The sequence below is a fragment of the Actinoallomurus sp. NPDC050550 genome (assembly GCF_040655075.1).
GTDB lineage: Bacteria > Actinomycetota > Actinomycetes > Streptosporangiales > Streptosporangiaceae > Actinoallomurus.
This window is the reverse complement of sequence record NZ_JBFAJC010000019.1, coordinates 142,772-166,660: the sequence shown is the minus strand read 5'-3', so window position 1 is coordinate 166,660 and position 23,889 is coordinate 142,772. Positions and strand designations below refer to the sequence as shown.

Below are 23,889 nucleotides of genomic sequence, written 5' to 3'. Positions count from 1 at the left end.
GAAGAGTGTGACGCATAGGTAACCCGAGCCGTGTAGCCGAAGAGGATGGAAGACCGGTGAGCTCGACGGCAGGAACGGAACTGAGCCGGGTCACGATCGTCGCCCCGCACAGACGGATCGACCTTTCGCTGCCGGCGGACGTCCCGCTGGCGCACATGCTGCCGACGCTGCTGCGCGTGGCCGGCACGAACCTGGCGGACGCCGGTCTGGCGCACTCCGGCTGGGTGCTTCAGCGCCTCGACGACGCGCCCTTCGAGCCGGGGCGTTCGCTGTCCCAGCTCGGGATCCGCGACGGTGAGGTGCTGTACCTCCGGCCGGGGATGGCGCAGATCCCGGAGATGTCCTTCGACGACGTCGCCGACGTCATCGCCACGGGGATCAAGGACCGCTCCGACCGGTGGCGGCCGCACAGCACGCGCAGCTACGGTCTCGGCGCGGCGGGGGCCGCGCTCGCCGTCGGCGTCGTCGCCGTCGCGCTGTCGGGTCCGCCGTGGACGGCCCCGGCCATCGCCGCCGGCATCGTCGCGATCCTGCTGCTCATCGGCGGCCTGGCCGTGTCCCGCGCGTTCGGCGACTCGGGCGCCGGCGCGATCCTCGGCTACGCCGCCGTGCCGTACGCCTTCCTCGCCGGCCTGCTGGCGCCGGCCCGGCGCGGCGTTGAACTGACGCACGTCGGCGCCCCGCACCTCCTGGCGGCCTTCGGCGCGGCCATGCTGGTAGCGGTCATCGCGGCGTTCGTGGTCGCCGACGGCGTGCCCGTCTTCCTCGGCGTCGCCATCGCCGCCGCCATGGGTGCCGTGGGCAGCGGCCTCGCCTACGCCTTCCCGAGCCTCCCGGCACCCGGCGTGGCAGGGACGGTCGCCGCCGTGGTGATGGCGTTCACCGCCTTGATCCCCGCGCTGTCGTTCCGTCTCGCCCGGCTGCCGCTGCCGCCCGTGCCGACGAGCGCGGAGGACCTGCGCCGCGACACCCAACTGGTCGAAGGCCGCGCCGTGCTCAAGCGCACGGTCGTGGCCGACAGGTTCGCGACCGGCCTGGTCGCCGCCGTCGCCCTCGTCGCCATGGGCGGCATGCTCTTTCTCGCCTCCTCCGACAAGTGGTCTGGCCCGACGACGGCGGCGGCCATGGCGGTCTCGCTGCTGCTGCGCGCCCGGATCTTCCGTGGCCGTGGCCAGCGCGTGTGGATGCTGACCGCGGGCCTGGTCGGGCTCGGGGCCCTCGACATCGGCCTGGCCCTCCGCGGCGACCAGGTGAGCACGCTCGCGGGCGTGCTGCTCCCGCTCCTCGTTCTCGCCGGCGTCGTCGTGGGCATGGCCATGTGGCTGCCCGCCCACCGGCCGACCCCGTTCTGGGGGCGCGCGGGCGACATCGTCGACATGATCCTGATCATCTCTCTGATCCCGCTGGCGCTGGCCGCACTCGACATCTACTCCACGATCCGCGGCCTCAAGGGCTGAAAGGGTTATCGATGCAGACCCGGCGCGATGTCTACCAGGCCCACAAGCTGATGATGCAGCGGGTCGGCCTGGCGCTGCTGCAAGGGGAGCCGGACGTCTCCGAGTCGCCGATGCGGCGGCTGTCGGTGGCGGCGTTCTCGGGTGCCATGGTCGCCGTCCTCCTCGCCGCCGTCTTCGGTGTCATGGGATTCATCTCACCGGGCGGGGCGAAGGGCCTCGACCAGGGCGGCATGGTCATCATCGAGCGCGAGACCGGCACGAAGTACGTCTACGACACGAACGGCAAGCGGATGCTGCCGGTGCTCAACTTCGCCTCGGCGAAACTCGCCCTGAACTCCAGCACCACCCAGCAGCGCGTGGTGTCGCGGAAGTCCCTGTCGAAGTTCACCCGCGGCCCGATGATCGGCATCCCCGGCGCGCCCGACTCCCTCCCCGACCCCGACCACCTGGTCAAGAAGCCGTGGTCGGTCTGCGTCCGCAACGGTACGACCACGGCCGGCGGCACCCGTCCGGTGACCAGCCTCGTCGCCGGCACGAACGTCGGCGGCAACTTCATCGGCGTCGACCAGGCGGTGGTCGTTCAGGTGTCGGGCCAGCCGTACGTCATCTGGCAGAACCAGCGGATGCACATGACGCTGCCGCCGGACCAGGCGAGCAGCGTCACCAAGGTCCAACCGGCCGAGGTCTCGCGGGCCTGGCTGAACACCGTCGACCCGGGGACGGATTTCGCCGCGCCACCGGTGGGGAACCGCGGTCAGGACGTGTCCGGCGTCGGCAGCGTCGGCCAGGTCTTCAAGGTGCCCTCGGGTGCCTACTACGTCCTGACGTCGGATGGCTTCGCGCAGGTCTCCGGAACGCAGGCCATCCTGCTCCTCGCGGAGCCCGACACGAAGAGACTCGCCTACCACGGTCAGGCCGCCGTCGCCCGTGACACCGACTTCGGCACGGTGACGTCGAAGCCGTCGAGCCAGCACCTGCTGGACAGCCGGCTGCCGCAGACCCTCCCGGACTTCGTGCCATGGGATCCCTCGGAGCCGCTCTGCGCGGTCTACTCCGACACGGACAAGGGCTCGACCTCCGCCCGGCTCGCGATCGGCGGCTCGCTGCCGAACATCCAGGCGACGACCGCCGATCAGGGCACGACCGTGGACCAGGTCATCCTTCCGCCGGGTGGCGCCGCGCTCGTCGGTCTGCTGCCCGGACCGAACCAGCTCAACTCGATCAACTCCTGGTACGTCGTCAACGACGCCGGCGTCTGCTTCCCCTTGTCGTCGAAGGACACCGCTGACAAGCTCGGCTACAAGGTGGCGAACGCCGCACCGATCCCCAAGAGCGTGCTGCAGCTGATGCCGACCGGGCCGACCCTCGATCCGACCAGGGCGCGGCAGCCCGCGCCGGCACCTAAGGCGAACGGTTGAGGATGGACATTCGACACCTAATCGGGTTTAGACGCAGGACCGCTCAGGACGGTTCCATGTCGGCGAACGTGATTATCGCCATGCCGTCACGACGGTTCTGAAAGATGTTCGGATCTAGGCGGTAACCGCAGGTCAGAGGGTCGTTGGTCGGTCGTCGCCCATTCGTTGGCGTGCTGTAACCGGGCGATAACATTATTCGCTAATGGTCGGGCCGACTGGATTTTCGTATGTTGCTGGACAGATCGCGACAAGCGCCGTAAGATTGGCGACGATTTAGGGTAACGGGGTGTTCTCTAAGCCGATCGTTCTTCCCGCTCGGGTGGCGCGTCGCGGTGGTGGGACGCTGAGTACCGCACGTAGCCGATCACATGGAGGTGACGACTGTGGCGCAGGAGTCGGCACAGAATCGCGCGGCGATGAGGGTGGCAGCCGGTCACATCGACGACATCGCCAGCCAGATCAAGGGCCAGCAGATCAACCTCAACGGCCACAAGGACGCCGTCCTGGTGGGCTGGAGGGGCGATGCCGCAGGTGCCTTCGGCGCCGCGTTCACCGCCTTCGACGAGGACATGACGAAGGTGCTCACCACGCTGGGCCGCCTTCACGAGAGCCTGGTCCACAACGAGATCAACTACAAGAAGAACGAAGAGTCTCAGAAAGAGGCCGTCAACAACATCCACCAGTTCATCAACGGCGTCTGACGGATCTGACACTGGCGGAAGGGGACCCTGATGTTGTCCGATGAGTTCACCCAAGTAAACTTCGCCGCGCTCAACACCGGTGAGCAGGATTTCGTCGCCGTCCACAACGCCGTGGTGGGCCTGCTGGAGGAGCTCGACACGCAGCTCCAGCAGAACCTGGCGCAGTGGTCCGGTGACGCCCAGGGCCAGTACCACACCGCCAAGGCGCAGTGGACGGCCGCAGCGAACCACATGACGGTGGCCATGAACAAGCTGGCCGCGGTCATCGGCACGGCGCACGAGAACTACACGGCGGTCGAGAAGGCCAACGCCCAGATGTGGTGACCGCCTCGACCGTGTTCGAGAGCGAGACGTCATGACGATGGCCCCGGTCGGCACCACGCGACCGGGGCCATCGTCGCCTGGTGACGGGAACCGGATCGCCACAGGGACCGTCATAACGAACAGCTGATGTAACGTCGGCCGCCGTGGCCGACAGGAGGTCATCGTGGCACCTAAGGACAATGGCGGCGGAGACGCCCTCCCGTCCCCGGATCTTCCCCAGGTGGGCAAGGGCATCCAAACGCACAGGGACAAGCTGCACGATGTGTGGAAAGCCCTCCAGGGTGACCTGGACGACCTGAACAAGCATGTGACGAAGGGTTCTCTCTTCGAGTTGCAGTCGATGGACGGATCCACCGCGAAGGGCCTGCTGACCCAGCAGGACCTGGGCGAATACCCCGCCGCGACCGGCGTCTACAACACGACCAAGACGGCTTATAACGTTATCGGTGGCGTTTACAGCCAGTTCCTGGACTCGTACCAGGCGATGATCGACACGATCAAGCGGGCGGCAGGTAACTACGACAACACTGAAGCCGCTAACGTGCAGAGTGCCCGAAACGCCCAAACTACGACGAATAACGCGCCAACGGCGTAGTCGTTCCGGATGGGGAAGGAATAACGACGATGGCGCCGCAGAATCAGAACATTCGGCAGGATGCCCAGGCCGGGAGCTGGGGTCACTCCAGCTGGAACTTCTGGGACAACGACTACGAGGGCCTCCTGAAGATCGTCCGGGCGATGAAGCCCGCTCGGGTGGGATCTGCGGGCGAGGCCTACAGCGACATCGCCACCCGGATGAAGACCAGCATCGAGCTCATTTACAAGCAGGCCGGCGTCCTGGCGGACAACTGGAACGCCGACTCGACCGACGCGGGTATGAAGCAGCTACAGAAGCTGTACGACCAGGCCCGCGAGCTCCACGACAAGAGCTTCACGACCGGCTCCGCGCTGAACGACCACGCGGCGATGCAGAAAAGCTGGAACGACAGCCTCGGTGACGAGCATTGGTACGGCGTCAAGGAGGGCACCGGGGGCACCGGCTGGGGCGACTGGTTGGACGGCGACAGCTCCATGGGCCGGAAGCTGATGCAGAAGCTCCAGGACCAGACGGTCGAGTCCAACAACAAGTTCCCGAGCGACATCCAGCAGGACATTCCGACGACGAACAGCTCGCCGTTCGACCCCAACACTTTGAACGGTGGCCCGAACGGCGGGCCGACCGGCGGTCCGAACGGTCCCGGGGGGCACATGCCAACTGGCGGAAACCTGCCCAACGGCGGACATCCGCCCAACGGTGGAAACCTCCCCAACGGCGGTCACCTGCCTAATGGCGGAAACCCGCCTAATGGCGGCAATCTGCCCAACGGCGGTCACCTGCCCAACGGCGGTCACCTGCCAAATGGCGGGAACCTTCCCAACGGTGGCCATCTACCCAATGGTGGGCACTTCCCCGGCGGAAACGGCACGAACCTCGCGGGCCTTCCGGGCGGTGGCCCGGGCGGTGGCGGCCTCCCGAACGGCACCGGCCTCGGCGGCGACCCGTTCGGCGGAACCGGCCCCGGAACGATGGGTGCGGGCACTCTCGCCAACGGTGCCCTCGGCACTGGAGCCGGCGCGAACGGACTGGCCAATGCCGGCCGCATGGGCGCCGGCGGCATGATGCCGCCCATGCACCCCGGCCACGGTCAGGGAGAGAAGGAGCGCGAGCGCGCGACCTGGCTGACCGAGGACGAGGACGTCTGGGGCGGCGACGGCGACGCCGTACCTGGACAGATCGGCTGAGCGTTCCTACGTGAAGCGCGGTCCGATGATGGGCGGGCGGAGCGATGGCTCCGTCCGCCCACACGGCTGTTCTGAGACCGTCAAGTCAATCGAGGTGAGTCAGTGCGAGGGTTGATCCGATCCACGCTCGCGGCAGCACTGGTATCGCTGACGGCCTTGGTCGCCGTGGGCCCCACAGCGACCGCCGCTTCCTACCCGGCCCCCCTGGAGAATGAGTGGTGGTTCACCAGTTGGCAGCTCCAGCAGAAGGTCTGGCCGGTCAGCCAGGGCGACGGCGTCACCGTCGCCGTACTCGACACGGGAGTGCAGGCCGACCTCCCAGAACTGAGCGGCGTAGTACTCCCCGGATCGGACTCGACGGGCAGCGGCGACGGTCGCACCGATAGCGAGACGGGTCCGACGGCGGGCCACGGCACCGCCATGGCGGCTCTGATCGCGGCACAGGGCGGGCCGACGCGCTTTCTGGGCGCCGCACCTCGATCGAAGATCCTCCCGGTGGACATTCACGCGTCGAGCGCGGCGATCGTCCCGGGGATCCGGTTCGCGGTGGACCACGGCGCCAAGGTGATCAACATCTCGCAGACGGTACAGGGCCAGTGCCCGGACGCACTGCAGCGCGCCGTGGGCTATGCCGTCGACCATGACGTCGTGGTGGTCGCCGCGGCCGGTAACGAAGGGCAGGCCGGCAACCCGTCGGAATACCCGGCGAACTGCGCCGGCGTGCTCGCGGTCGGAGGGGTCTCGGTCTCCGGGCAGAATTTCGTTCCCTTCGTGAAGACCGAACGGCAGGCCTATGTCGCCGTCGCCGCGCCTGCCGGTGAGGTCGGCAGTGTGCTGAAGGACGGCCGGTTCCACACATCCGAAGGCGGCACCAGCAGTGCGGCCGCCTTGACGTCGGCGGCGGTCGCCCTGGTACGGGCGAAGTACCCGGACATGCACGCGCGTGAGGTCGTTCAGCGCATCGTCGCGTCCTGTCGTGACATCGCGCCGGCGGGCCGGGACGACAGCACCGGATACGGCCTGCTCCGGCCGATGCAAGCATTGAACGACACCGTGTCGAAGGACGCCCCCAACCCGGTCTTCGCCGCGTACGAGAAGTGGAAGTCGGGGCAGGGCGGCAGCACCGGCCAGAGCCCGGGGAGCGAGCCCACCAAGACGCCGAGCAGCCGCCGATCGGCCACCGAGCTCACACTGATGGCCCTGATTCCGATCATCCTGATCGCCGCGGTCGTAGCCCTCATCGCCCGCGCGCGGCGCGGCCGTACCCGGCGGCCCGCCCCCACTCCGGGTCCGTCCGAACATGTTCGGTACCAGGATCCGCGTCACGCACCCCCGCCGTCATTCGGACCGGCGGAGACGCAGGAGCCGCCACGCGACGGATCGAGGCCGACCTTCGAGCCGCCGGATCACGGACCACCCACCGGATACGGCCGGTAGCGGCGTACGGCGCTCAGAACGTGGACCGGTCGCCTATCCACAGCGATGAGCAAGCCGGGGTGCCGACTCCGGTGGACACCCGATCCGTCCGAGGCGTTGTCATGCTCCCCGTGACGTCGGTGCGCATGGCCGGTCGCCATCTGGTGCCGCTCGCAGCCTGGTTCAGTGCGGGATACCTCGCCCGTTACCTGCTGACGTGGGCCGGTGTCGTGGTCGGCCATGGGCAGTACGAGCAGTGGCGCCGGATGGCGGCGACCCTCGTCTTCACCGCGCTCGTCACCGTGACGCTCGCCACCGTGATCGGGATGCTGTGGACCATCCGGCGGCCGGACGACGAGTCGTTCATCGACGCGATCGGCCGGGCGTTGTTCCCATTCGTCGTCATCTACACGGCGTGGGGGATGTACACGGACGACGTGCGGCTGTTCAGCCGGGTCGATGTCGAGCACAATCTGCACAGCGCCACGCACGGTGCGGTGGCCGGTCAGGCGCTGTTCATCTCCGACGTGTGGATCGCCCTCCTGGCCGCGGCCGTCGCCTGGTCGCTCCGGCTCCTGCTCGAGCGTCGTCGCGAAGATCGGTGGGCCGGGCCGGTGCTCGCCTACACCGAGATGGCGTTCAACCTCTTCGCGGTGTCGTCCGTGTTCCTTCTCGCCGGGAAGGCCGCCGACTGGGTGACCAGCCGGCGGTTCTGGCCGGCCGGCCTGGACACCCATGGTCCGGCGATCGGGTTCGGGCTCGGCACGTTCGCCCTTCCGCTCGTGTGGTTCGCGATGGCGGCGGTGGTCGAGGGCATCGGCGTCGAACCGGACGACCATCGGGCGGCGCTCGAGGGCACCCGGCTGCACCGACTGGCCGTGGCGGGCGATCGCCACCGGGTGCTGGTCGGCCTGACGAGTAGTCTGCGCGAACGCTGGGTGCCGCTGCTGCACGCGACGCGCCTGATCCTGCGGGCCGGAGCACCCGCTCTGGGCGTGTTCTGCCTCTGTTACGTCACGGTGGACGCGGCGGTCGCGTACGGCTTCCGCGGCGCGCTGTACCTGATCGGACCCGACCACGACCCGGCGGCCTGGAAGCCGATCCTGGTCCCGCTGGAGTTCACCCGCGAGCTGCTGAGGAACGTCCTGCACGTCGCACTGCTCGCGGCCGCCGTCGGCCTGGTACGTACGGTCAGCGACGAAACCGAAGCACCGGAACCGGCCGCGGCTCCGGCTTGAGCGGGGAGTGGCGCACCTCGGGTTCGACCTGGTCCGCGACGTCGGCCGGAACGTCACCGCGCAGAGTCATCGTCTCGGCGTGCCCAGGCCTGCTGAAAGCGCCGCTCAGGTCCTGCCGGAGCATCCAGCGCCGGCCGCTTCGATCCCGTACGTCGACGACGACTTCCAGGTTCGACACGCCGTCCTGGTCGAGCGGGGTCTTGGCCAGCCGTACGCGGACGCCTGTCGCCGTACGACCAAGGCTCAGCAGTCGCCAGGAGGCGTGATCGAGGACCCCGGAGCCACCCGGCGGCACGGTCGTCACCGCCTCCCGTACGCGATGCCGGTCGTAGTAGCGAAGCTGCTCCCACAGCGGGGCGCCGATGGCGAGCGGCAGGAGGACCGCGAGTGCGACGGCGGCGCGGGCGGTCACGTGCCGGCTCCTGGGATGGTCACCCGATCGGGGGCGTTCGCGACCAGGCGCCGCGCCCGTGCCTCTCCGATGCGCAGGGCGATCTCCGCCTGCGCGGTCAGCTCGAAACCGTAGGGCGGGAAGCCGCCCGGCGGATCCTTCTCGTTCACGGCGCGGTCGGAGACCACGAGTGTGGATCCGGCCAGTTCGGACGGGGGGACCTCGAAGACCAACGGGCCTCGCCGCCAGAGTCCCGGGCCGAGGATGAGGCCGCTCAGCGGATCGCCGTTCTGAGCGATCACGTTCTTGACGCTCTCCCGGTATTCGTAGCCGTTCCGCGTCCGCAGGTACGCGGTCGCCAGCCGCGCCGGAACGCGCCGGATCGTCGCGGCGGCGGTGACGATGACGAAGACACCGTCGGGCCGGAGGACCTCTTGCCCGTCGGGTGTCGCCGATCGGGCGACCGTGACGCCGTCCACCCGTACCGTGAACGCACCTGCGGTGACCGGAGCACCGGAGTGCCCGGTGGAGACCAGCGGAGCGTACCGGTGGTCGTAGTCGTCCGGTGTGTGCGCCTTCACCCATCCGGCGACGAGCACCAGCACGAGCCCGAGGAGGATCGCCGCGACGCGTCTCACAGACCCTCCCGGCGGAGCGGCAACGGCACGGCGAACTCGGCGCTTTGGCGGCTCTTCGGATCGGCGGGCTTGCGCGACACCCACTCGACATGGCCGTAGAAGAAGTCCTCCCGGTGGTCGTACCGCCACAACGCGAGACGGGCGTGGAATCCCGGCGGGGGCACGGTGCCACGGGGCAGGACGTACCTCAGTACGACCGTGACGGGCACGCGCGGCGGCAGCATGTTCACGTCCGCCCCCTGGCTGGTCGCCTGGGCCATGGCCGCGGTGACCGCGGGCCCACCGGCGGACTCCAGGGACAGGGCGTTGATCGTGAAGTCGTCGAGCAGCGCCGACCTGCGCTCCTTGTTCTTCACCCCCAGCGTGACGAGGAGCGAGACCACACTGCCGCGTGCGGGACGGCGGAGGACGGCATCGGTCACCGTGACCTCGTAACCACCGAGATCGATCGCGGTCGCGGGCCGTCGGATCCGCGGTCGGGGAGCCGCACGCAGACCGCCGGTCGCCCATACGCCGATGAGCAGCACGACGGCCAGAGCGACGGATATGGTCCACAACAACGGACGCGTCGCGATCTGCCCCGAAGGCCGCGAAATCGGCACGGCCGTGAGGCTACCGAAATTGGCCGTCGGAGGTCAGGATGACCGACAAGGCGGTTAGCGGAGTGATCGACCGGAGGTCCGGTCCGCGAGGAGGGTGCGCGAATGGTCCAGCACAGTGCGATGTTCTCGCTGATCCGGCTCGCCATCTACCTGGTCATCTTCTGCGTGGTCGCAGTGATCGGCCTGATCGCACGGGCGTCGAGGCGACGCAGTATGGCCCAGTACAGTCACGTTCCGCAGCAGACGTGGCAGCAGCCGGGGCCGCCTCCTGGGGCGCCGTACGGTTCGTGGGGCGGCCAACCGCAGCAGCCGTACCCCGGGCAGCCGCCGGCCCAGGGGTACGGCGCTCCGCCCGCGCAGGGATACGGAGACCCGGCAGGACCCGGATACGGGGCTCAGCCGCCACCCGGGCCGGGAGGGCAGCCGTACGGTCCCGGCGGGCCTCCGCCCCAGGGTCCGAGCGGGCAGCCGCCGCAGAACCCGCCGTACGGCTCCTGGTGACCTCGATGAGGACGGCGCGCGTCCGCGCGAAGCGCGCTCGTCCGGCCGTACGATCAGTGATCGTCGGTGTCGTGGGGCTCTGGTCGGCCGGTGGCATGCCGGCCGGTTGAAACAGACCCCCGTTTCGGGCGAAGCTTTCTACGCTTGCCGCAAGGACACTCAAGGAACACGGGGCGTGGTCGATGTGACAGCTCGCGAAACCCGGTTACTGCAACCGGGACGCGTGTACGTCGGCTGGCGTTACGCGCAAGTACACGACGACCCCGGGCCGCCGCCGAAGCGTCCGACTCCGCCCGAGGTCGAGACCGTCACGCCCGAATGGGTGATGCCGAAGCAGCGGGAGGACAACCTCTTCAACCGCCCTCTCAAGACCGTGATCGGCGCGGCGGGGGTCGGTGCCCTGCTGTTCGTGCTGCTCGGAGCCACCGGGATTCTGCCGTGGGCGTTCGCGGCGGCCGGGCTGGTGGCGTGCGGAGTGGTCGCCGCCATCATCGCCTACCCCATCTGGCAGGGCGAGAAGTCCTTGCGCGCCAAGGCGGTGGAGGAAAGGGAGCGTCTGGAGCACCGACGTGAGGAGCGCCGGCGCCAACTCGAGGCCGCCCACGCCGAGCACGCCCGCGCGTACCGGGAGTGGCAGCACCGCCGAGAGGTGTTCGAGTCGCAGCACGAGTGGTACGCCGTGACGTTGCCGCAGGGCGTCGACCGGGTGGACGTCGCCGGCGGCACGCTGGCGGGCTGGTCGGCGATGGTGACCATGATGGGCGCGGCGCGGCTCGCGGCGGGGTCTCAGGTCACCGTCCTGGACCTGTCCGAGGGCGCGGTCGCCCGGGAGCTCACCGAGCTCGGCAACGACCAGGGCGAGCGGCCGCAGGTGTGGGTGCTGCCGAGCGACCTGCCGCAACTGGACCTGACCCATGGCCTCGGCTCTGAGGAACTGGCCGACGTGCTCTCGCTCGTGGTGAGTGTGAGCGAAGAGCAGGGCAGCGCCCGGGACCTGTCCTTCGACAACGCCATCCTCGAACGCGTCCTCGGCGTCTTCGGCGGACGCGCGCCGATCCCGCGGATCACCGCGGCGCTGCGCGCGCTCGCACAGGTCGGTGACCCCCGCGATGACCTTCGCGCCGGTCTCCTCACCGATGAGCAGCTCTCGAAGATCACGACGATGTTCGGCCGCGGTGCGGCGGATCGCGTCGTGATCGAGCGTGCCTGGGCGCTGGAGTCGCAGCTGCGCAAGCTGGAGAAGCTCGGATCGAGCCCGACCCTGATGCCGCCCAGCCGGCTCCGCGTCATCGCGACCGATCGCCGCGCCGGGGTGCTCACCAACCGCGTCCTCGGCACGTACGTCACGGCGGCACTGACGCACGTGCTGCGCAACTCCCCGCAGGGAAAGCCGTGGGAGCACACCCTGCTGGTGTGCGGCGCGGAGAAGCTTCGCGGTGACGTCATCGACCGGCTGATCGACTCGTGCGAGGCGACCTCGACGGGGCTGGTGCTGATGTACCGGTCGATCGGACCGCACGTGAAGGAGCGACTCGGCCGCGGTCACGCGGCCGTGGGCTTCATGCGCCTCGGCAACGCGGAGGACGCCCGCATCGCGGCGGAGCACATCGGCGCGGAGCAGAAGCTGGAGGTCGCCGAGCTCACCGAGAAGGTCGGTGACGCCGTGAGCCTCGACAAGGACGACTCGTACGTCAGCACGGTCGGACCGTCGGCTCCGCTGCCGGTGTTCAACGGCAACGAGCCCACGGACGCGGCGCTTCCCGACGGGATCGGCCGCGCCACCGCGTGGGGGGAGAGCACGTCTGCCGCCGCCGAGGCGGGGAAGGGCGCACGCGAACTCGCCGTGGACCCGCAGGAACTGCAGCAGCTTCCGCCCACCGCGATGATCTTCACGCACGCGGAGACGTCCGGACGGCGCATCCTCGTCGTCGACGCCAACCCGGGCATCATGACGCTTCCCACGGCCAACATCCAGGAGTACGAAGAGGCCACCGACCCGTCGCGGGCCCGCCACGCCAAGCCGGACGTCATGCCCGACGACGGTACGCGCCCCGGCCCCAACCTCGGCCCACCGCCGGAGCGTCTCGACTTCCGGAAGAAGAAGCGTTAGGCCGCCCGCTGGAGCCCGCCTGGTGCCCGCGGCGGCTCGCCGGGGCGGCGGCTGAATTCTTGTTGAACGATCAGCCGCCATACGCCGAACACCGCCTACCTTCGGGGTGCTCAAAGTCGCGTCTTTGCAGGTCATGACCCTAGATGAGCGACCCTTTCCGATGGGCGCCGCGCGTTGACAGATCGCCCGGTATCGGGACGATGGGCCAGGAAGATCAGGGGATCTGGAGTCGGGGAGACAATGCAGACGCCCGTGCAGGACGTCATCGTCAACTACCGGGAATGGCTCAAGGAACTTCGGCGGCTGCCGCACAGCATCCGTGACCGCGATCGCCCAGACAAGCGCCCATCTTCGTCACGATCGGTCCACGCGTCGGGACGCGCGGCAGCCGCTTCGGCCCCCTGCGTTCCAGAGCATGAACGCCGAGCCGCCGGCCGCACGGCGATGCCCCGCCGAATCGCGCCTTGGGGTGAGTGGTGAGCGTCGGTCTTGATGTCAATTTCAAGTCGTGGGGGAAGTCGGGTCAGGGTGTTTCGGGGTTGTCGTACACGCTGGCTTCGGCGGTGAACACTTTGGTGTCGGAGTTGTCGGGGGTGGGGGCGGCGTGGGGTAACGATGATATTGGTCAGGCGTTTTTGAAGGGTTCGGAGGGGTCTCCGGGGTTTGGTGCGGCGCGGGATGGGTGTTTGGACGCGCTTGAGGATGCGGTGAATTTGGTGCGGGCTACGGGTGGGATGTTGGGTTTGGCGGGTCAGCAGTATCAGTTGGCGGAGTCGGCGTCGACGGTGGGTGCCGATGTTCCGAAGGGTGCGGATCATGGGGCGCAGGCGGTGGGGGATCCGTATACGCGGGCTCGGCCGGGTTTTGATCGTGCGGTGGGTGAGTTCGATGAGCTGCCCGGGTGGGTGCAGCAGGGGTTGTTCTTTTTGGAGATGTTGGTGGGGGGGTGTCAGTGGCCGGATGGGGATATGGCGGGTCTGGCTCGGATGCAGTCGGCGTTGAGTACGTGTGCGGATGTGGTGGGTCAGGCTGCGGGTGCGTTGGATGATCATGCGGGTGCGGTGACGAGTTTGAACGCCGGTGAGGCGACGGACAAGTTCAAGACGTTCGCTCAGGCGTTGTCGGGTGCGGGTGAGTTCGGGGGTTTGCGGTTTTTGGAGGGGACGTTGCAGGGGTTGGCGTCGGCGGTGGAGGGGTTGGCGGCGCAGAAGCGGGCGGCGCGGTTGCAGTTCGAGATTTCGTGTGGGTTCATCGTTTTGACGATGGCGATCGGGTTTGCGTGGTCGTTTTTCACGGCGGGCGCCTCTGAGGCGGTTGCGATGGCGGCGGCGCGGGCTGAGGGGTTTTCGTTGAAGTTGTTTCTTCAGCGGATCGCGGTGTGGGCTGGGGAGCATCAGGTTTTGAGTGCGGCGGTGGTGGGTGCGTGGTTCGGGGCGGGGATGGATGCTTCGGGGCAGTATGCGCGGATTCATGAGGGGGTGCAGAAGGGCTGGAATTGGGGTGAGTTCGGTAAGTCGGTGGGGATGGGTGCGGTTGCTGGTGGGGTGATGGGGTTGGCGGGGCGTGCGGTGGCGCGACAGGCCAATCCGTTGACGACGAAGTTGGCGGATTGGATGGCGGCGCCGGGGATGAAGGGGGTGGGTGCGCGGTTCGGGTTCGCTGGTACGACGGGTACGGCGGGGAACCTGGCCGGTCAGGCGGTTTTTGATCCGAGTCACATGAATGTGGGTCAGGCGGCGGCGTTCGGGTTTGGTATGGCCGGGTTCGGGGCTGCCAAGGAGGCCGGTCAGTACACGGCGGGCCGGTTCGGCCGCGACGGTGGTGGGTCCACCACCACCGGTGGCGGTGATGACGGGCCCCCACCACCCCCGCCGCCTGGAGGCTCCTCACACGGCGATGACGGGCCCCCGCCTCCCCCGCCGTCTGGAGGGTCCTCACACGGCAATGACGGGCCGCCACCCGGCGGGCCATCGTCCGGCGGGTCGCGGTACGACACCCCTGCCGGTGGCGGTGGCAACTCCCAGGGCGGCACCCCGGGCCATCAGGCGCAGGGAACGAACCTTTCGGGCCTCGCGCCCGGGGACGGGCGTCCCGTGGAATCGCCCGGCGCGACCCCGGCTCCGCCGGCCTCGCAGCCCCTGTCCGGCGGCCCAGGGGACGGCGGCGTGGGTGCCGGCGCAGCGCACGGCCCCGACGGCACCTCGACCGTAGGGATCCAGCCGGGTGCTCCGGGTGCTCCGGGTGCTCCGGGGGCCCGGGCGGCGCTCCCGCCGCGTCCGGGTGAGCCGGTGGTCCGCGGCAGCCGGCCGGCCGAACCGTCGACTGGGGGCACCGGTCGCCGCGACATCGGCTCTCTTCTGAACGGAGACGGTTCCGAGCCGCCTCGTCCGGCGAACGCGGGGACGGGCACCTCCGGCCGGGGAACGACCGAGCTCGACAGACTGCTGAACCACTCACCCGAACAGACGGGGGATGGGCCGGCAGATCCGTCCCGGCCGGCACCCGGTTCGACGCCGGACGGTTCTCCCGCGCATGCGGAGCCGGGTGAGGGCCGACCCACGGAGCCGGATCCGCTGCTGCAGCCGGAACAGTACGAGGACACGGGACAGGCGATCACACACCAGGTCGTCCAGCTCGACGCCGACTCCGCGCCGACGACGGCGTCGGCTCCGCCGGACCCCCACGCGCCACGGGCCTCGGACCCGGCCGGAACCCCCGAGGGGGAGGCGACGGCCACCCCACATGCGGAGGTGACCGCGCAGGTCGACAGGCTCGCCGGTTCCCTGCGGCGGGACGTCGGGGTTCTGGAGGAACGCGTGGCCGCCCACGAGGCACAGGCGCGGGAGGCGGGAGCAAAGGCGGAAGCCGCCCTCAAGGACTCGCTGACGGCGTTGGCGGAGGGCGGTCACGGGGCCCAGGAACGCAGCGACAGGGCACTCGCCGAGAGCAGGGCCGCACTGCGTGACCAGGCACGTCACACGGACGACGCCGCGTCCTGCCGCAAGATGTTGGAGAAGGCCCGTGAGGCGCAGATCGGCTACGACGCGCTGCGGAACTCCCTCCAACACGCCGCCACGAATGAGCACCCCTCGGAGTTCGAGGCGCAGGTGGCCGCCGGCACGGCCAGAAGGCTCGCCGAGAACGCGCAGGATCGACTTGCGGCCTACAACGACGCGAGGTCTGAGACGCCGCCGCATCCGTCTCAGAACACCGACCATGGCGAACATGGAGACCGGACGACGGTGGAGGGCGCCCGCCCGCCGACCGAGCCCGCCGAGGCCGGCCGAAACGAGCCGACCGGTACGTCGCCGGCCTCGCACGCCGATCCCTCCAAGCCGGCCGAGGAGCCACGAAGCGAGTCGACCGGCGAGCCGCACATCGAGCCGACTGCGACGCAGCACACCGACCTGAGCACGGAGGCGGACGGGCAATCGCCGCTCCCGCACGGCGAGTCCGGCGAGTCGACCGGGGAGTCCCCTGCCGCGCACCCCGATACGCCCGAACCGACCGGGGCGTCCTCGGGGCACGCGGGGTCGTCCGAGACCACCGCGCCGCGGACCGAGACAGGTGGCGGGGAGCCTTCCGCGGAGCCGCGGCCCGAGATCCACCCGCCTCGGTACACCGACTACGGCGCGCTCGGAGACGGGACGGGGGTGGAGGGCGTCCGCCTGCCGACCGATCCGGCGGAGGCCGCGCGGCGGTGGGCCGCGGACCTTCCCGAGTATCTCCCTCCGAAGGTCCGTGCCGACGTCGAGGCATACGTCCGCGACCTACTGTGCGATCCCAACCCCGACCGCTGGACCGACCTTCTCCAGGACGGCATCGCGTTCGAGTCGCACGGACACGTGGTGTGGATCAAGCCGAGGCTCGACACGTACACGCATGTGGAGACGCCCGAAGGCCCGCGTCGCTACACGGTGTCCTTCGGCGGCTCGGGCGCGGGGGCGAAGGAGGCCGGGCGCGTCCATCGTGACGAGTCCGGCGGCGTCGTCGAGTTCCTGGACAACTCCGACGGGCTGGAGAGGGTCAGCTTCCCAGGGCCGAGCGTGGGCAAGGTCTCGGGTCACGCGCACGGCTCTTCGACGGAGGTCATGGCCGGTCACAAGTCGGTGGCGTTCAAGCACGACTTCTTCGACTGGACGGCTCGCATCGAGGCCCACGTCAATGGGGCCGAGCCGGGGTACGGCGGGGTCGTTCCCGACCTGCGCCTGACCGTTCCCTTCCCTGAGCAGTTCCACCGCGAGGGGCCGTCCGTCGGCGCCGATGACCGTCCTCCGGCGCCGCGTCACATGGTGACGTCGGACCGGGCGCCTTCGGTGCGCAAGCACGACGTGGTCGTCACCGCCGTCCAGACCGACAGGCTGGTGACGGACTTCCAGCGCCGCGCGCTGCAGGCGGGCGTACCGCCCAAGCGGATCGCGGAGTTCGTGAACCGGGACCTCAACGGTCACCTCGGTCAGCAGATCTTGCTGAACCGCAGCCGGGACCTGTTGAACGGCGAGCTGCCGACCCCGGACGGCACCGTCAGATCGCGCGTCCTGCGCCTCGAGCGGCTGCCCGACAGCGACACGCCGATCCGCCAGGCGGTGCTGCGCGACGACCAGGGCCTGCTGACCACGACCAACGACTCCCACCAGTTCGGCCACAAGTGGGGCTTCAACTTCGGGTTGAAGCTCGGCATGGACAACCCGGCGGCGAAGTTCTTCGCCCGGATCGGCGGCAACTACCAGGGCGGCAAGAACCACGTCGTCTCGTACTCGCACACGACCCTCCCGAAGATCACGCTGGTGCAGAAGACCGATGTCGCCCGGTACCACGCGATCGTCCGGATGGAGGTCGAGACCCGGTTCGGCAGCTTCCCGGTCGACGTGCCGATGGAGCTGGCCGTGAAGGAGAGCGACGCCGCTCGGTTCGAGACGGACCTTCTCGGCGGCGTCAAGACGGAGGGTGTCCTTCCCCCGGGCTCCGGCGAGCACGCCACCCACCCGTCATTGCCGCAGGGGGAGACGCCTCGTACGAGCGACCCGGCGACGGGAGACGAGGGCCACCAGGTGCCGGCGGGCCACGCCGTGCCCGACCGCCTGGGAGGCGAGGCCGGCAAGGGCACCTCCCCGGTTCCCCACGAGAGCGAGACCGGCGAGCAGGCACCGTCGCCCCACGAGAGCGAGAGCGGCGAGCAGGGCCCGTCGCCCCACGGGGCCGAGACCGGCGAGCAGGGACCGTCGGCCCACGAGGGTGAGACCGGCAAGAGCACTTCCACGGCTGAGGCGCCGGGCCACGGGCTCCCCGTGCACGCCGAGCCGGCGAGCTCCCCGCCCGTCGCGCCGCACGAGCCGCACCCCGCTGAGCCGGCGCAACTCGCGGCGGGTCGTGGGGCCGGGATGGGCACGTTGACCGGTCTCCGGGGTGCCGAGCGCGTCGTCACGGAACTGCGCAACGAGATCGACGCGGCACTGCCCGACCTCCCAGAGCGTGCACGGCGTCAGCTCGCGCTGGATCTGGAGGCGCGGTTCGGCCGCTCTGCCATGGAGGGCCGTACGCTCGCCGACCTGCTGCACGGCGACAAGCACACGATCAAGGTTGGGAAGCACACGATCGAGATCGCCCACCGGGCTCAGCTGGGCGAACGCCGGAACGTCGAAGAGTTCGACATGACGGTGAACGACCGGAAGGTCGCCGGCTCTGGGACGGCCGTCGGGCAGAGCAGGCACTCCGGCGGCGGCGCGGAGGTCGCCGGGAACGTGCGGTTCCAAGTGGGGGAGGTCGGGGTCGACGCTCCCAAGGTCGCCCTGCACGCAGGCGGGAGCAAGTCGAAGTCGGTGACCTTCCTGGGCGGCAACACGGAGTACCGCCGGACCGAGACCGACGGGCCCGTCACCGAGATCACCAAGGAGATGCAGCACCACGTCAAGCTGCGGGTGAACGACGGGCGGAAGCAGCTCACCGAGCGGTCCTGGGCGGTGAGCGGCGACGACGTCTCCGCTCGCGTCGTGGTCCCGCAGGAGCACGCGCCGGCGGCCACGGTCACACCGGATGAGGTCGCGAAGGTCGGCCAGGTCGAGCGGGTGGACACGCTCCCCGACGAGCACATCGACTTCGCGGGCCAGACCACCGGCGTCTTCCCGAGCTTCGGGGCCTCGCACGACCTTCCGTTCGAGGTGGCGCGGGCCGAGGCCGAGGCGAACGGCCGGCCGGCGCCGACCGACTTCCTGGATGTTCCACCGGAGATCCTGCACGCCACCCGGCCGTCGGCGCTGGAGGCGCACCTCGCCGACCTGACCTCACGGGACGGCTGGCGGATCCAGGTGACCCAGCCGGACGGCAGCACGCGCGGCATGACGCTGCGGGCGCACTTCGGCACGCCGGAGCACGCCACCGCTCGGACGGGCATCGAGATCGAGCACTACCGGGCCGCCAACTCCCGGATGAAGGACGCGGCGAGCACGGACCTCCGCGCCGAAGGCGAACTGAAGGCCGGAATCCGCGGCAAGCTCAAAACGGGTGGCGCCGAGCTCAAGGGCGTCGGCGAGGCCGGCGGGATGGGCGAGGTCGGCCGCCGGACCGGCGGCAGTGAGTACACCGGCGCGAGCGACGTGATTCGGGGCACCTACAGCAGCGACGGGCTGACGCACTCTTTCAGCGGCTCGGACCTGTACCTGTCGGTCACCCCGGACGCGCCGGCCGGGCAGCACCCGCAGACCGTTCACCTGCGCGTGCACGACGGCGCGGACTTCATGATGCCGGACCGGATCGCCCACGATCACCAACTGGCGACCGCGCCGGACGTCCACGGTCAGGACGGCGACCCCGTCGTGCCCAAGCCGGTGAGCGAGCCGCGGACCTACCGGCCCGACCTCGCCATCACCTCCGCGCACGTCGAGCGCTTCGACGGCCAGGCGGTGCTGCCGAAGGTCGAGAGCATGCTCGAATCCCGCGGTCTGCTGCCCGAGAGCGGCCCGGCGAGGGAAGTGCTCCGCAACGCGTTCGGCGAACCGGCCCTGGCCGCGAACATGCCGTCCCTGCGCAGGGGCGTCGTCCAGTGGTACCCGGTCGAGTCGGCCTACGGCTTCACCCGGCACGTGGGCGTCCGCGTCCGGGCGGAGCTGGAAGGCGGGGCGCACACGGCCGAACGCCCGGACGTCAGCCACATGGCGCGTGTCCAGGGCCTCAGCGGATCCGAGACATCCCATGGGCACGGCTCCGGCCACGGCCTCAAGGGCCTCGTTCGGGGCATGGCCGAGGGCAAGACGGGCTCCAGCCGCGGAGGCCAGGTCGGGGGCGGACGGGTCCACCGGTCCGAGACCGAGCAGAGCGACGGCACCGGCGTGAAGGACATCGACCGGCGCCAGACCCGCGAGGGCTCGCAGGAGTTCACGCACGGACTCAAGTACGAGATCGAGATCGTCGAGACGAAGGATCCGCCGCACGGCCTCGAGCACGGCATCAACGCGATCCGGCGCGGTGCGGACGCGGTCACGCGGCTCACCCACAACGACGCCGCCTCGCGGTACTTCGACGGCCTCCATTCGGCCGGGACCGAAACCGCGACCGTGGACGGCAGCGTCCGGCTGGTCGTCCCCGATCACCTCACGACGGTCGCCGGCGAGGGCGAGCACGTGTCCGGATGGGCGCCGGTCAGCGGCGAGTTCCCGCGATGGCAGACGCACACGGGGCCGACGGAGGTCAACGGCACCCTCGGCGACATGGTCGGCCGCATCTCCTTCCCCGGGGCGGAGATCGTGCACGAGTACGCCCCGGTGGCGGCGCTGCCCCCGGAACGCCGCGGCCCGACACCCGCGGAGACCGACCGGCCCAGCGGGTTCGAGCTGAGCAGGCCGCAGGGCATGAAGCTGTGGAAGCAGACCGAGCCGGCGACGATGCTGTCGCAGGTCAAGTCGCTACTCGACCACTCGTACACGGTGGACGGCCTGCGGCCGGGCGAGAAGATCACCGTGGGCATGAACGTCACCGGGCTGAAGGAGGACGCCCAGGCACTGCTCAAGCGGCGGGAGTACTCCCAGACCGCGACCAACCAGCGGGACGGCGGAGCGCACGGGACGGACTCCAGCGTGCGAGGCGGAGGATCGGGCGGCTCCTCCGGCGGCCACGGCCTGATGGTCTCGCACGGTCAGGGGAAGGGCTCGTCCGTCTCGCACGAGGCGGACAACGTCAACATCCGCGAACGCAACATCGAGGTCACCGACCAGAACATCATGTACGGCGCCGACGTCGTCCTGGTGTTCCACCGGGAGGGGGCCCCGGACCTGCTCGTCGACGTCTCGGACGCGCTGCACATCAGACTCACCGCGGACGACGCCGCCGAGCTGGAGCGCCGCCACCCCGGCCTGGTCCACCGGCCCGCGAGCATCGAGAACCCACCGCCGACCGTCCCGGGCTTCCCGACGGCGCCCGTACGGGAGCCGGAACCGGTGGAGCGTCCGCAGGAGGGCGAGTAGTGAGCGCGTCGAAGTGATCGCGGTGGCCGACTATGGCCGCGATGCCGCCGCGTGCGGCGGCTGGAGTCGCCGATCCATGGCGTCTACAGTTCTCGATCACCGGTCCCACCGAAGCCGGATGTCGGTGGGGCCGGTTACCGCACCGCGCTCTCCGCTGGTGGCGGCATCCCATGCCCGGCCCGCCCGGCCGCCGGCGCCTTTCCGAACGCTCCTCGTAGTCCATTGACGGCGCTCCGGTGTCGGCCTTACGTTGACCGATACCGACTGGTCGGTATGTACGCCATGGGAGGCCCTCCATGCCCACTGTCGAGACCGTTCGCGGCACCGTCGACGTCTCCGCGCTCGGCCGGACGCTGATGCACGAGCACGTCTTCGTGCTCGCCGCCGAGCACGTACAGAACTACGGCGCCGCGGCCTGGTGGGACGAGGAGGAACGCGTCCAGGACGCGGTCGCCAAGCTGCGGGCGGCGGTGGCGAAGGGGATCACCACGATCGTCGACCCGACGGTGTGGGGCCTCGGGCGGTACATCCCGCGCGTCCAGCGGATCGCCGAGCAGGTGCCGGAGCTCAACATCGTCGTCGCCACCGGCTTGTACTGCTACGACGAGGTCCCGCATCAGTACGAGCACCGGGGGCCGGGCCTCCTGGTCGACATGCCCGAGCCGATGGTCGAGGACTTCACTCGCGACATCGTCGAGGGCATCGCGGGCACCGGCGTGAAGGCGGCGTTCCTTAAGTGCGTGGTCGAGTCGAAGGGCCTCACCCCCGGCGTCGAGCGCATCGCCCGCGCCGTCGCCCGTACTCACCGGGAGACCGGCGCGCCGATCACCGTGCACACCTCCAGCCCGGCGCAGGCCGGGCGCCTCGCCGTGGACCTGTTCGCCAAGGAGGGCGTCGACCTGTCCAAGGTGGTCATCGGGCATGCCGGCGACACCAACGACCTCGACTACCTGATGGAGCTGGCCGACACCGGCGCGATCCTCGGAATGGACCGGTTCGGGCTCGACGTCTACAACTCCACGCCGGACCGCGTCCGGACGATCGCGGCCCTGTGCGAGCGGGGTTACGCCGACCGGATGGTGCTCAGCCACGACGCGAGCTGCTTCATCGACTACTGGGCCGGCGCCCACGACCAGGTGCGGTCCACGATGCCGCACTGGCAGTTCGAGCACATCAGCGACGACGTGCTGCCCGCGCTCCGCGAGCTGGGCGTCTCGGACGTGCAGCTCGACCAGATGCTCGTCGGCAACCCGCGGCGCTACTTCACCCGGGGGATCTGATGTTCGACGCTTCGGGAGTGGTGCGCGGCTCCGACGGGATCGCCCGGTACACCGGCCTGCCCGACAGCGTCGTCCACATGCTGCGGGCGGCCGTCGACGCGAACCCCGACCGGGAGGCCGTCGTCGAGACCGGCGGCGGCCCGCGGCTGACGTACCGGGAGCTGTGGGACGGCGCGGCGCGGGTGGCCGGCGGCCTGCGGGCGGCCGGCGTCGGCCGCGGCGACCGCGTCGCGATCCGGTACGGCAACGGCGTCGACTGGGTGCTGGCCTTCTTCGGCACGCAGTTGGCCGGGGCGATCGCCGTCCCGGTCAACACGCGGTTCGCCCAGGAAGAGGCGCGCTACGTCATCGACGACAGCGGCGCGGCGTACGTCGCCGACGGCCCGCTCCCGGACGGCGCCCCGTACGCGATCGAGGACCTGCGGCCGGACGACCCGGCGGCGATCTTCTACACCAGCGGCACGACGGGCTTCCCGAAGGGCGCGGTCACCACGCATGCCAACTTCCTGTCCAACTGCGAGAGCTGCCGCCGCGCGAAGGGGATCCAGAGCGGCGACCCGACGCGGAACCTCGTGTCCGTGCCGCTGTTCCACGTGACCGGATGCAACAGCCAGCTGCTCCTCACCTGCCATCTGGGCGGCACGACGGTGATCATGCCGAAGTTCGAGGTGCGCCCGTTCCTGGCGGCGATCGAGGAGGAGCGCATCGACGTCCTCACGAGCGTCCCGGCGATCTACTGGCTGGCCATCAACGACGCGGCGTTCCGCGCGACCGACGTCTCGACGGTGCGCTACCTGTCGTACGGCGGGGCGCCCATCGCTCCGGACCTGGTCGGGCGGATCAAGGACGCCTTCCCCACCGCGCGGGTCGGCAACGGCTTCGGGCTCAGCGAGACCTCGAGCCTGACGACGTACCTGCCGCACGAGTACGCGGCGGCGCACGCGGACTCGGTCGGCTTCGCCGTGCCAGTGTGCGACCTGCGGCTCGACCTGCTCGACGGTGAAGAGGAGGCCGGTGAGCTCCTCGTACGGGGCCCGAACGTCGTCGCCGGCTACTGGAACAAGCCCGAGGCCACCGCCGCCGCGTTCGTGGACGGCTGGCTGCACACGGGCGACATCGCCCGCATCGACGCCGAGGGGCTCGTCCACATCGTCGACCGGGCGAAGGACATGATCAACCGGGGCGGGGAGAACGTCTACAGCGTCGAGGTGGAGAACGCTCTGGCCGGGGCGCCCGGTGTGTTCGACGCGGCGGTCGTCGGCGTGCCCGACGAGGTGATGGGCGAGAAGGTCGGCGCGGTCATCGTCCCGATGCCCGCCACCGACCTCGACGTCGACGCGGTCCTGACTCACCTGCGCGAGCACCTCGCCGACTTCAAGGTGCCGCAGTACATCGCCGTACGGACCGACCCGCTCCCGCGCAACCCCGGCGGCAAGCTGCTCAAGCGCCGCGTCCGCGACGAGACCAAGTGGGGCGGCCCCCTGCGCTGAGCGGCGCTACCGGATGGAAGAGCCGCCGCACTGAGCAGGCGCGGCCGATGCCGCATCAGATCCTCTGGCATGGCGGGCGCGGCCC

Annotated in this window: 17 protein-coding genes; 13 read left to right on the top strand and 4 right to left on the bottom strand. The window is 69.9% G+C overall.

Annotated features, from left to right (window positions below):
• Positions 1-56: 56 nt before the first annotated feature.
• The 8 genes from eccD to AB0I04_RS26105 all read left to right on the top strand — a co-directional run bounded on the left by eccD (position 57) and on the right by AB0I04_RS26105 (position 8,336).
• Positions 57-1,457 (top strand): type VII secretion integral membrane protein EccD, encoded by a 1,401-nt coding sequence (gene eccD, locus AB0I04_RS26140; RefSeq protein ID WP_360889438.1) that lies wholly within the window; start codon positions 57-59, stop codon positions 1,455-1,457.
• 11 nt (positions 1,458-1,468) lie between these two features.
• A complete protein-coding gene (gene eccB, locus AB0I04_RS26135; RefSeq protein WP_360889435.1) occupies positions 1,469-2,875 on the top strand; it encodes a type VII secretion protein EccB in 1,407 nt (468 codons plus the stop codon).
• A gap of 416 nt (positions 2,876-3,291) precedes the next feature.
• Entirely contained in the window at positions 3,292-3,576 is a 285-nt protein-coding gene (locus tag AB0I04_RS26130; RefSeq protein WP_360889432.1) for a WXG100 family type VII secretion target, read from the top strand.
• A gap of 30 nt (positions 3,577-3,606) precedes the next feature.
• Positions 3,607-3,900 carry a WXG100 family type VII secretion target gene (locus tag AB0I04_RS26125; protein WP_360889429.1) on the top strand — a complete coding sequence of 98 codons (294 nt, stop codon included), beginning with the start codon at positions 3,607-3,609 and terminating at the stop codon, positions 3,898-3,900.
• Between the two features lie 163 nt (positions 3,901-4,063).
• Positions 4,064-4,495 carry a hypothetical protein gene (locus tag AB0I04_RS26120; RefSeq protein WP_360889426.1) on the top strand — a complete coding sequence of 144 codons (432 nt, stop codon included), beginning with the start codon at positions 4,064-4,066 and terminating at the stop codon, positions 4,493-4,495.
• A 29-nt stretch (positions 4,496-4,524) separates the two neighbouring features.
• Positions 4,525-5,682 (top strand): hypothetical protein, encoded by a 1,158-nt coding sequence (locus tag AB0I04_RS26115; RefSeq protein WP_360889423.1) that lies wholly within the window; start codon positions 4,525-4,527, stop codon positions 5,680-5,682.
• Between the two features lie 102 nt (positions 5,683-5,784).
• Positions 5,785-7,119 (top strand): S8 family serine peptidase, encoded by a 1,335-nt coding sequence (locus AB0I04_RS26110; protein WP_360889420.1) that lies wholly within the window; start codon positions 5,785-5,787, stop codon positions 7,117-7,119.
• Positions 7,120-7,220: 101 nt separating this feature from the next.
• Complete coding sequence (locus AB0I04_RS26105) at positions 7,221-8,336, top strand: hypothetical protein (protein ID WP_360889418.1); 1,116 nt, start codon at positions 7,221-7,223, stop codon at positions 8,334-8,336.
• Here AB0I04_RS26105 and AB0I04_RS26100 read toward each other — a convergent pair.
• From AB0I04_RS26100 to AB0I04_RS26090, 3 genes are read right to left on the bottom strand one after another with little or no spacing between them, the layout of a single operon-like run.
• A complete protein-coding gene (locus AB0I04_RS26100) occupies positions 8,290-8,748 on the bottom strand; it encodes a hypothetical protein (RefSeq protein ID WP_360889415.1) in 459 nt (152 codons plus the stop codon). The genes AB0I04_RS26105 and AB0I04_RS26100 overlap by 47 nt on opposite strands.
• Entirely contained in the window at positions 8,745-9,365 is a 621-nt protein-coding gene (locus tag AB0I04_RS26095) for a hypothetical protein (protein ID WP_360889412.1), read from the bottom strand. Before AB0I04_RS26095 ends, AB0I04_RS26100 begins: the two co-directional genes overlap by 4 nt.
• A complete protein-coding gene (locus AB0I04_RS26090) occupies positions 9,362-9,967 on the bottom strand; it encodes a hypothetical protein (protein ID WP_360889409.1) in 606 nt (201 codons plus the stop codon). The genes AB0I04_RS26095 and AB0I04_RS26090 overlap by 4 nt, the downstream gene beginning before the upstream one ends.
• Before the next feature lie 102 nt (positions 9,968-10,069).
• Between AB0I04_RS26090 and AB0I04_RS26085 the strand changes: the two genes are divergently transcribed.
• Both AB0I04_RS26085 and AB0I04_RS26080 read left to right on the top strand, forming a co-directional pair.
• Positions 10,070-10,468, top strand: coding sequence for a hypothetical protein (locus AB0I04_RS26085; protein ID WP_360889406.1), 399 nt, complete (start codon positions 10,070-10,072; stop codon positions 10,466-10,468).
• A gap of 175 nt (positions 10,469-10,643) precedes the next feature.
• Positions 10,644-12,578 carry a hypothetical protein gene (locus AB0I04_RS26080; protein WP_360889403.1) on the top strand — a complete coding sequence of 645 codons (1,935 nt, stop codon included), beginning with the start codon at positions 10,644-10,646 and terminating at the stop codon, positions 12,576-12,578.
• 1,111 nt (positions 12,579-13,689) lie between these two features.
• Here the strand turns inward: AB0I04_RS26080 and AB0I04_RS26075 are convergent.
• On the bottom strand, positions 13,690-13,830 hold the full coding sequence (locus AB0I04_RS26075; protein ID WP_360889400.1) for a hypothetical protein: 141 nt from the start codon (positions 13,828-13,830) through the stop codon (positions 13,690-13,692).
• Positions 13,831-14,743: 913 nt separating this feature from the next.
• Between AB0I04_RS26075 and AB0I04_RS26070 the strand changes: the two genes are divergently transcribed.
• The 3 genes from AB0I04_RS26070 (at position 14,744) to AB0I04_RS26060 (ending at position 23,804) form a co-directional block, all read left to right on the top strand.
• On the top strand, positions 14,744-21,034 hold the full coding sequence (locus AB0I04_RS26070; protein ID WP_360889397.1) for a hypothetical protein: 6,291 nt from the start codon (positions 14,744-14,746) through the stop codon (positions 21,032-21,034).
• Positions 21,035-21,330: 296 nt separating this feature from the next.
• Positions 21,331-22,314, top strand: coding sequence for a phosphotriesterase-related protein (locus AB0I04_RS26065; protein ID WP_360889394.1), 984 nt, complete (start codon positions 21,331-21,333; stop codon positions 22,312-22,314).
• Positions 22,314-23,804 (top strand): AMP-binding protein, encoded by a 1,491-nt coding sequence (locus AB0I04_RS26060; protein ID WP_360889391.1) that lies wholly within the window; start codon positions 22,314-22,316, stop codon positions 23,802-23,804. Before AB0I04_RS26065 ends, AB0I04_RS26060 begins: the two co-directional genes overlap by 1 nt.
• Positions 23,805-23,889: the final 85 nt, after the last annotated feature.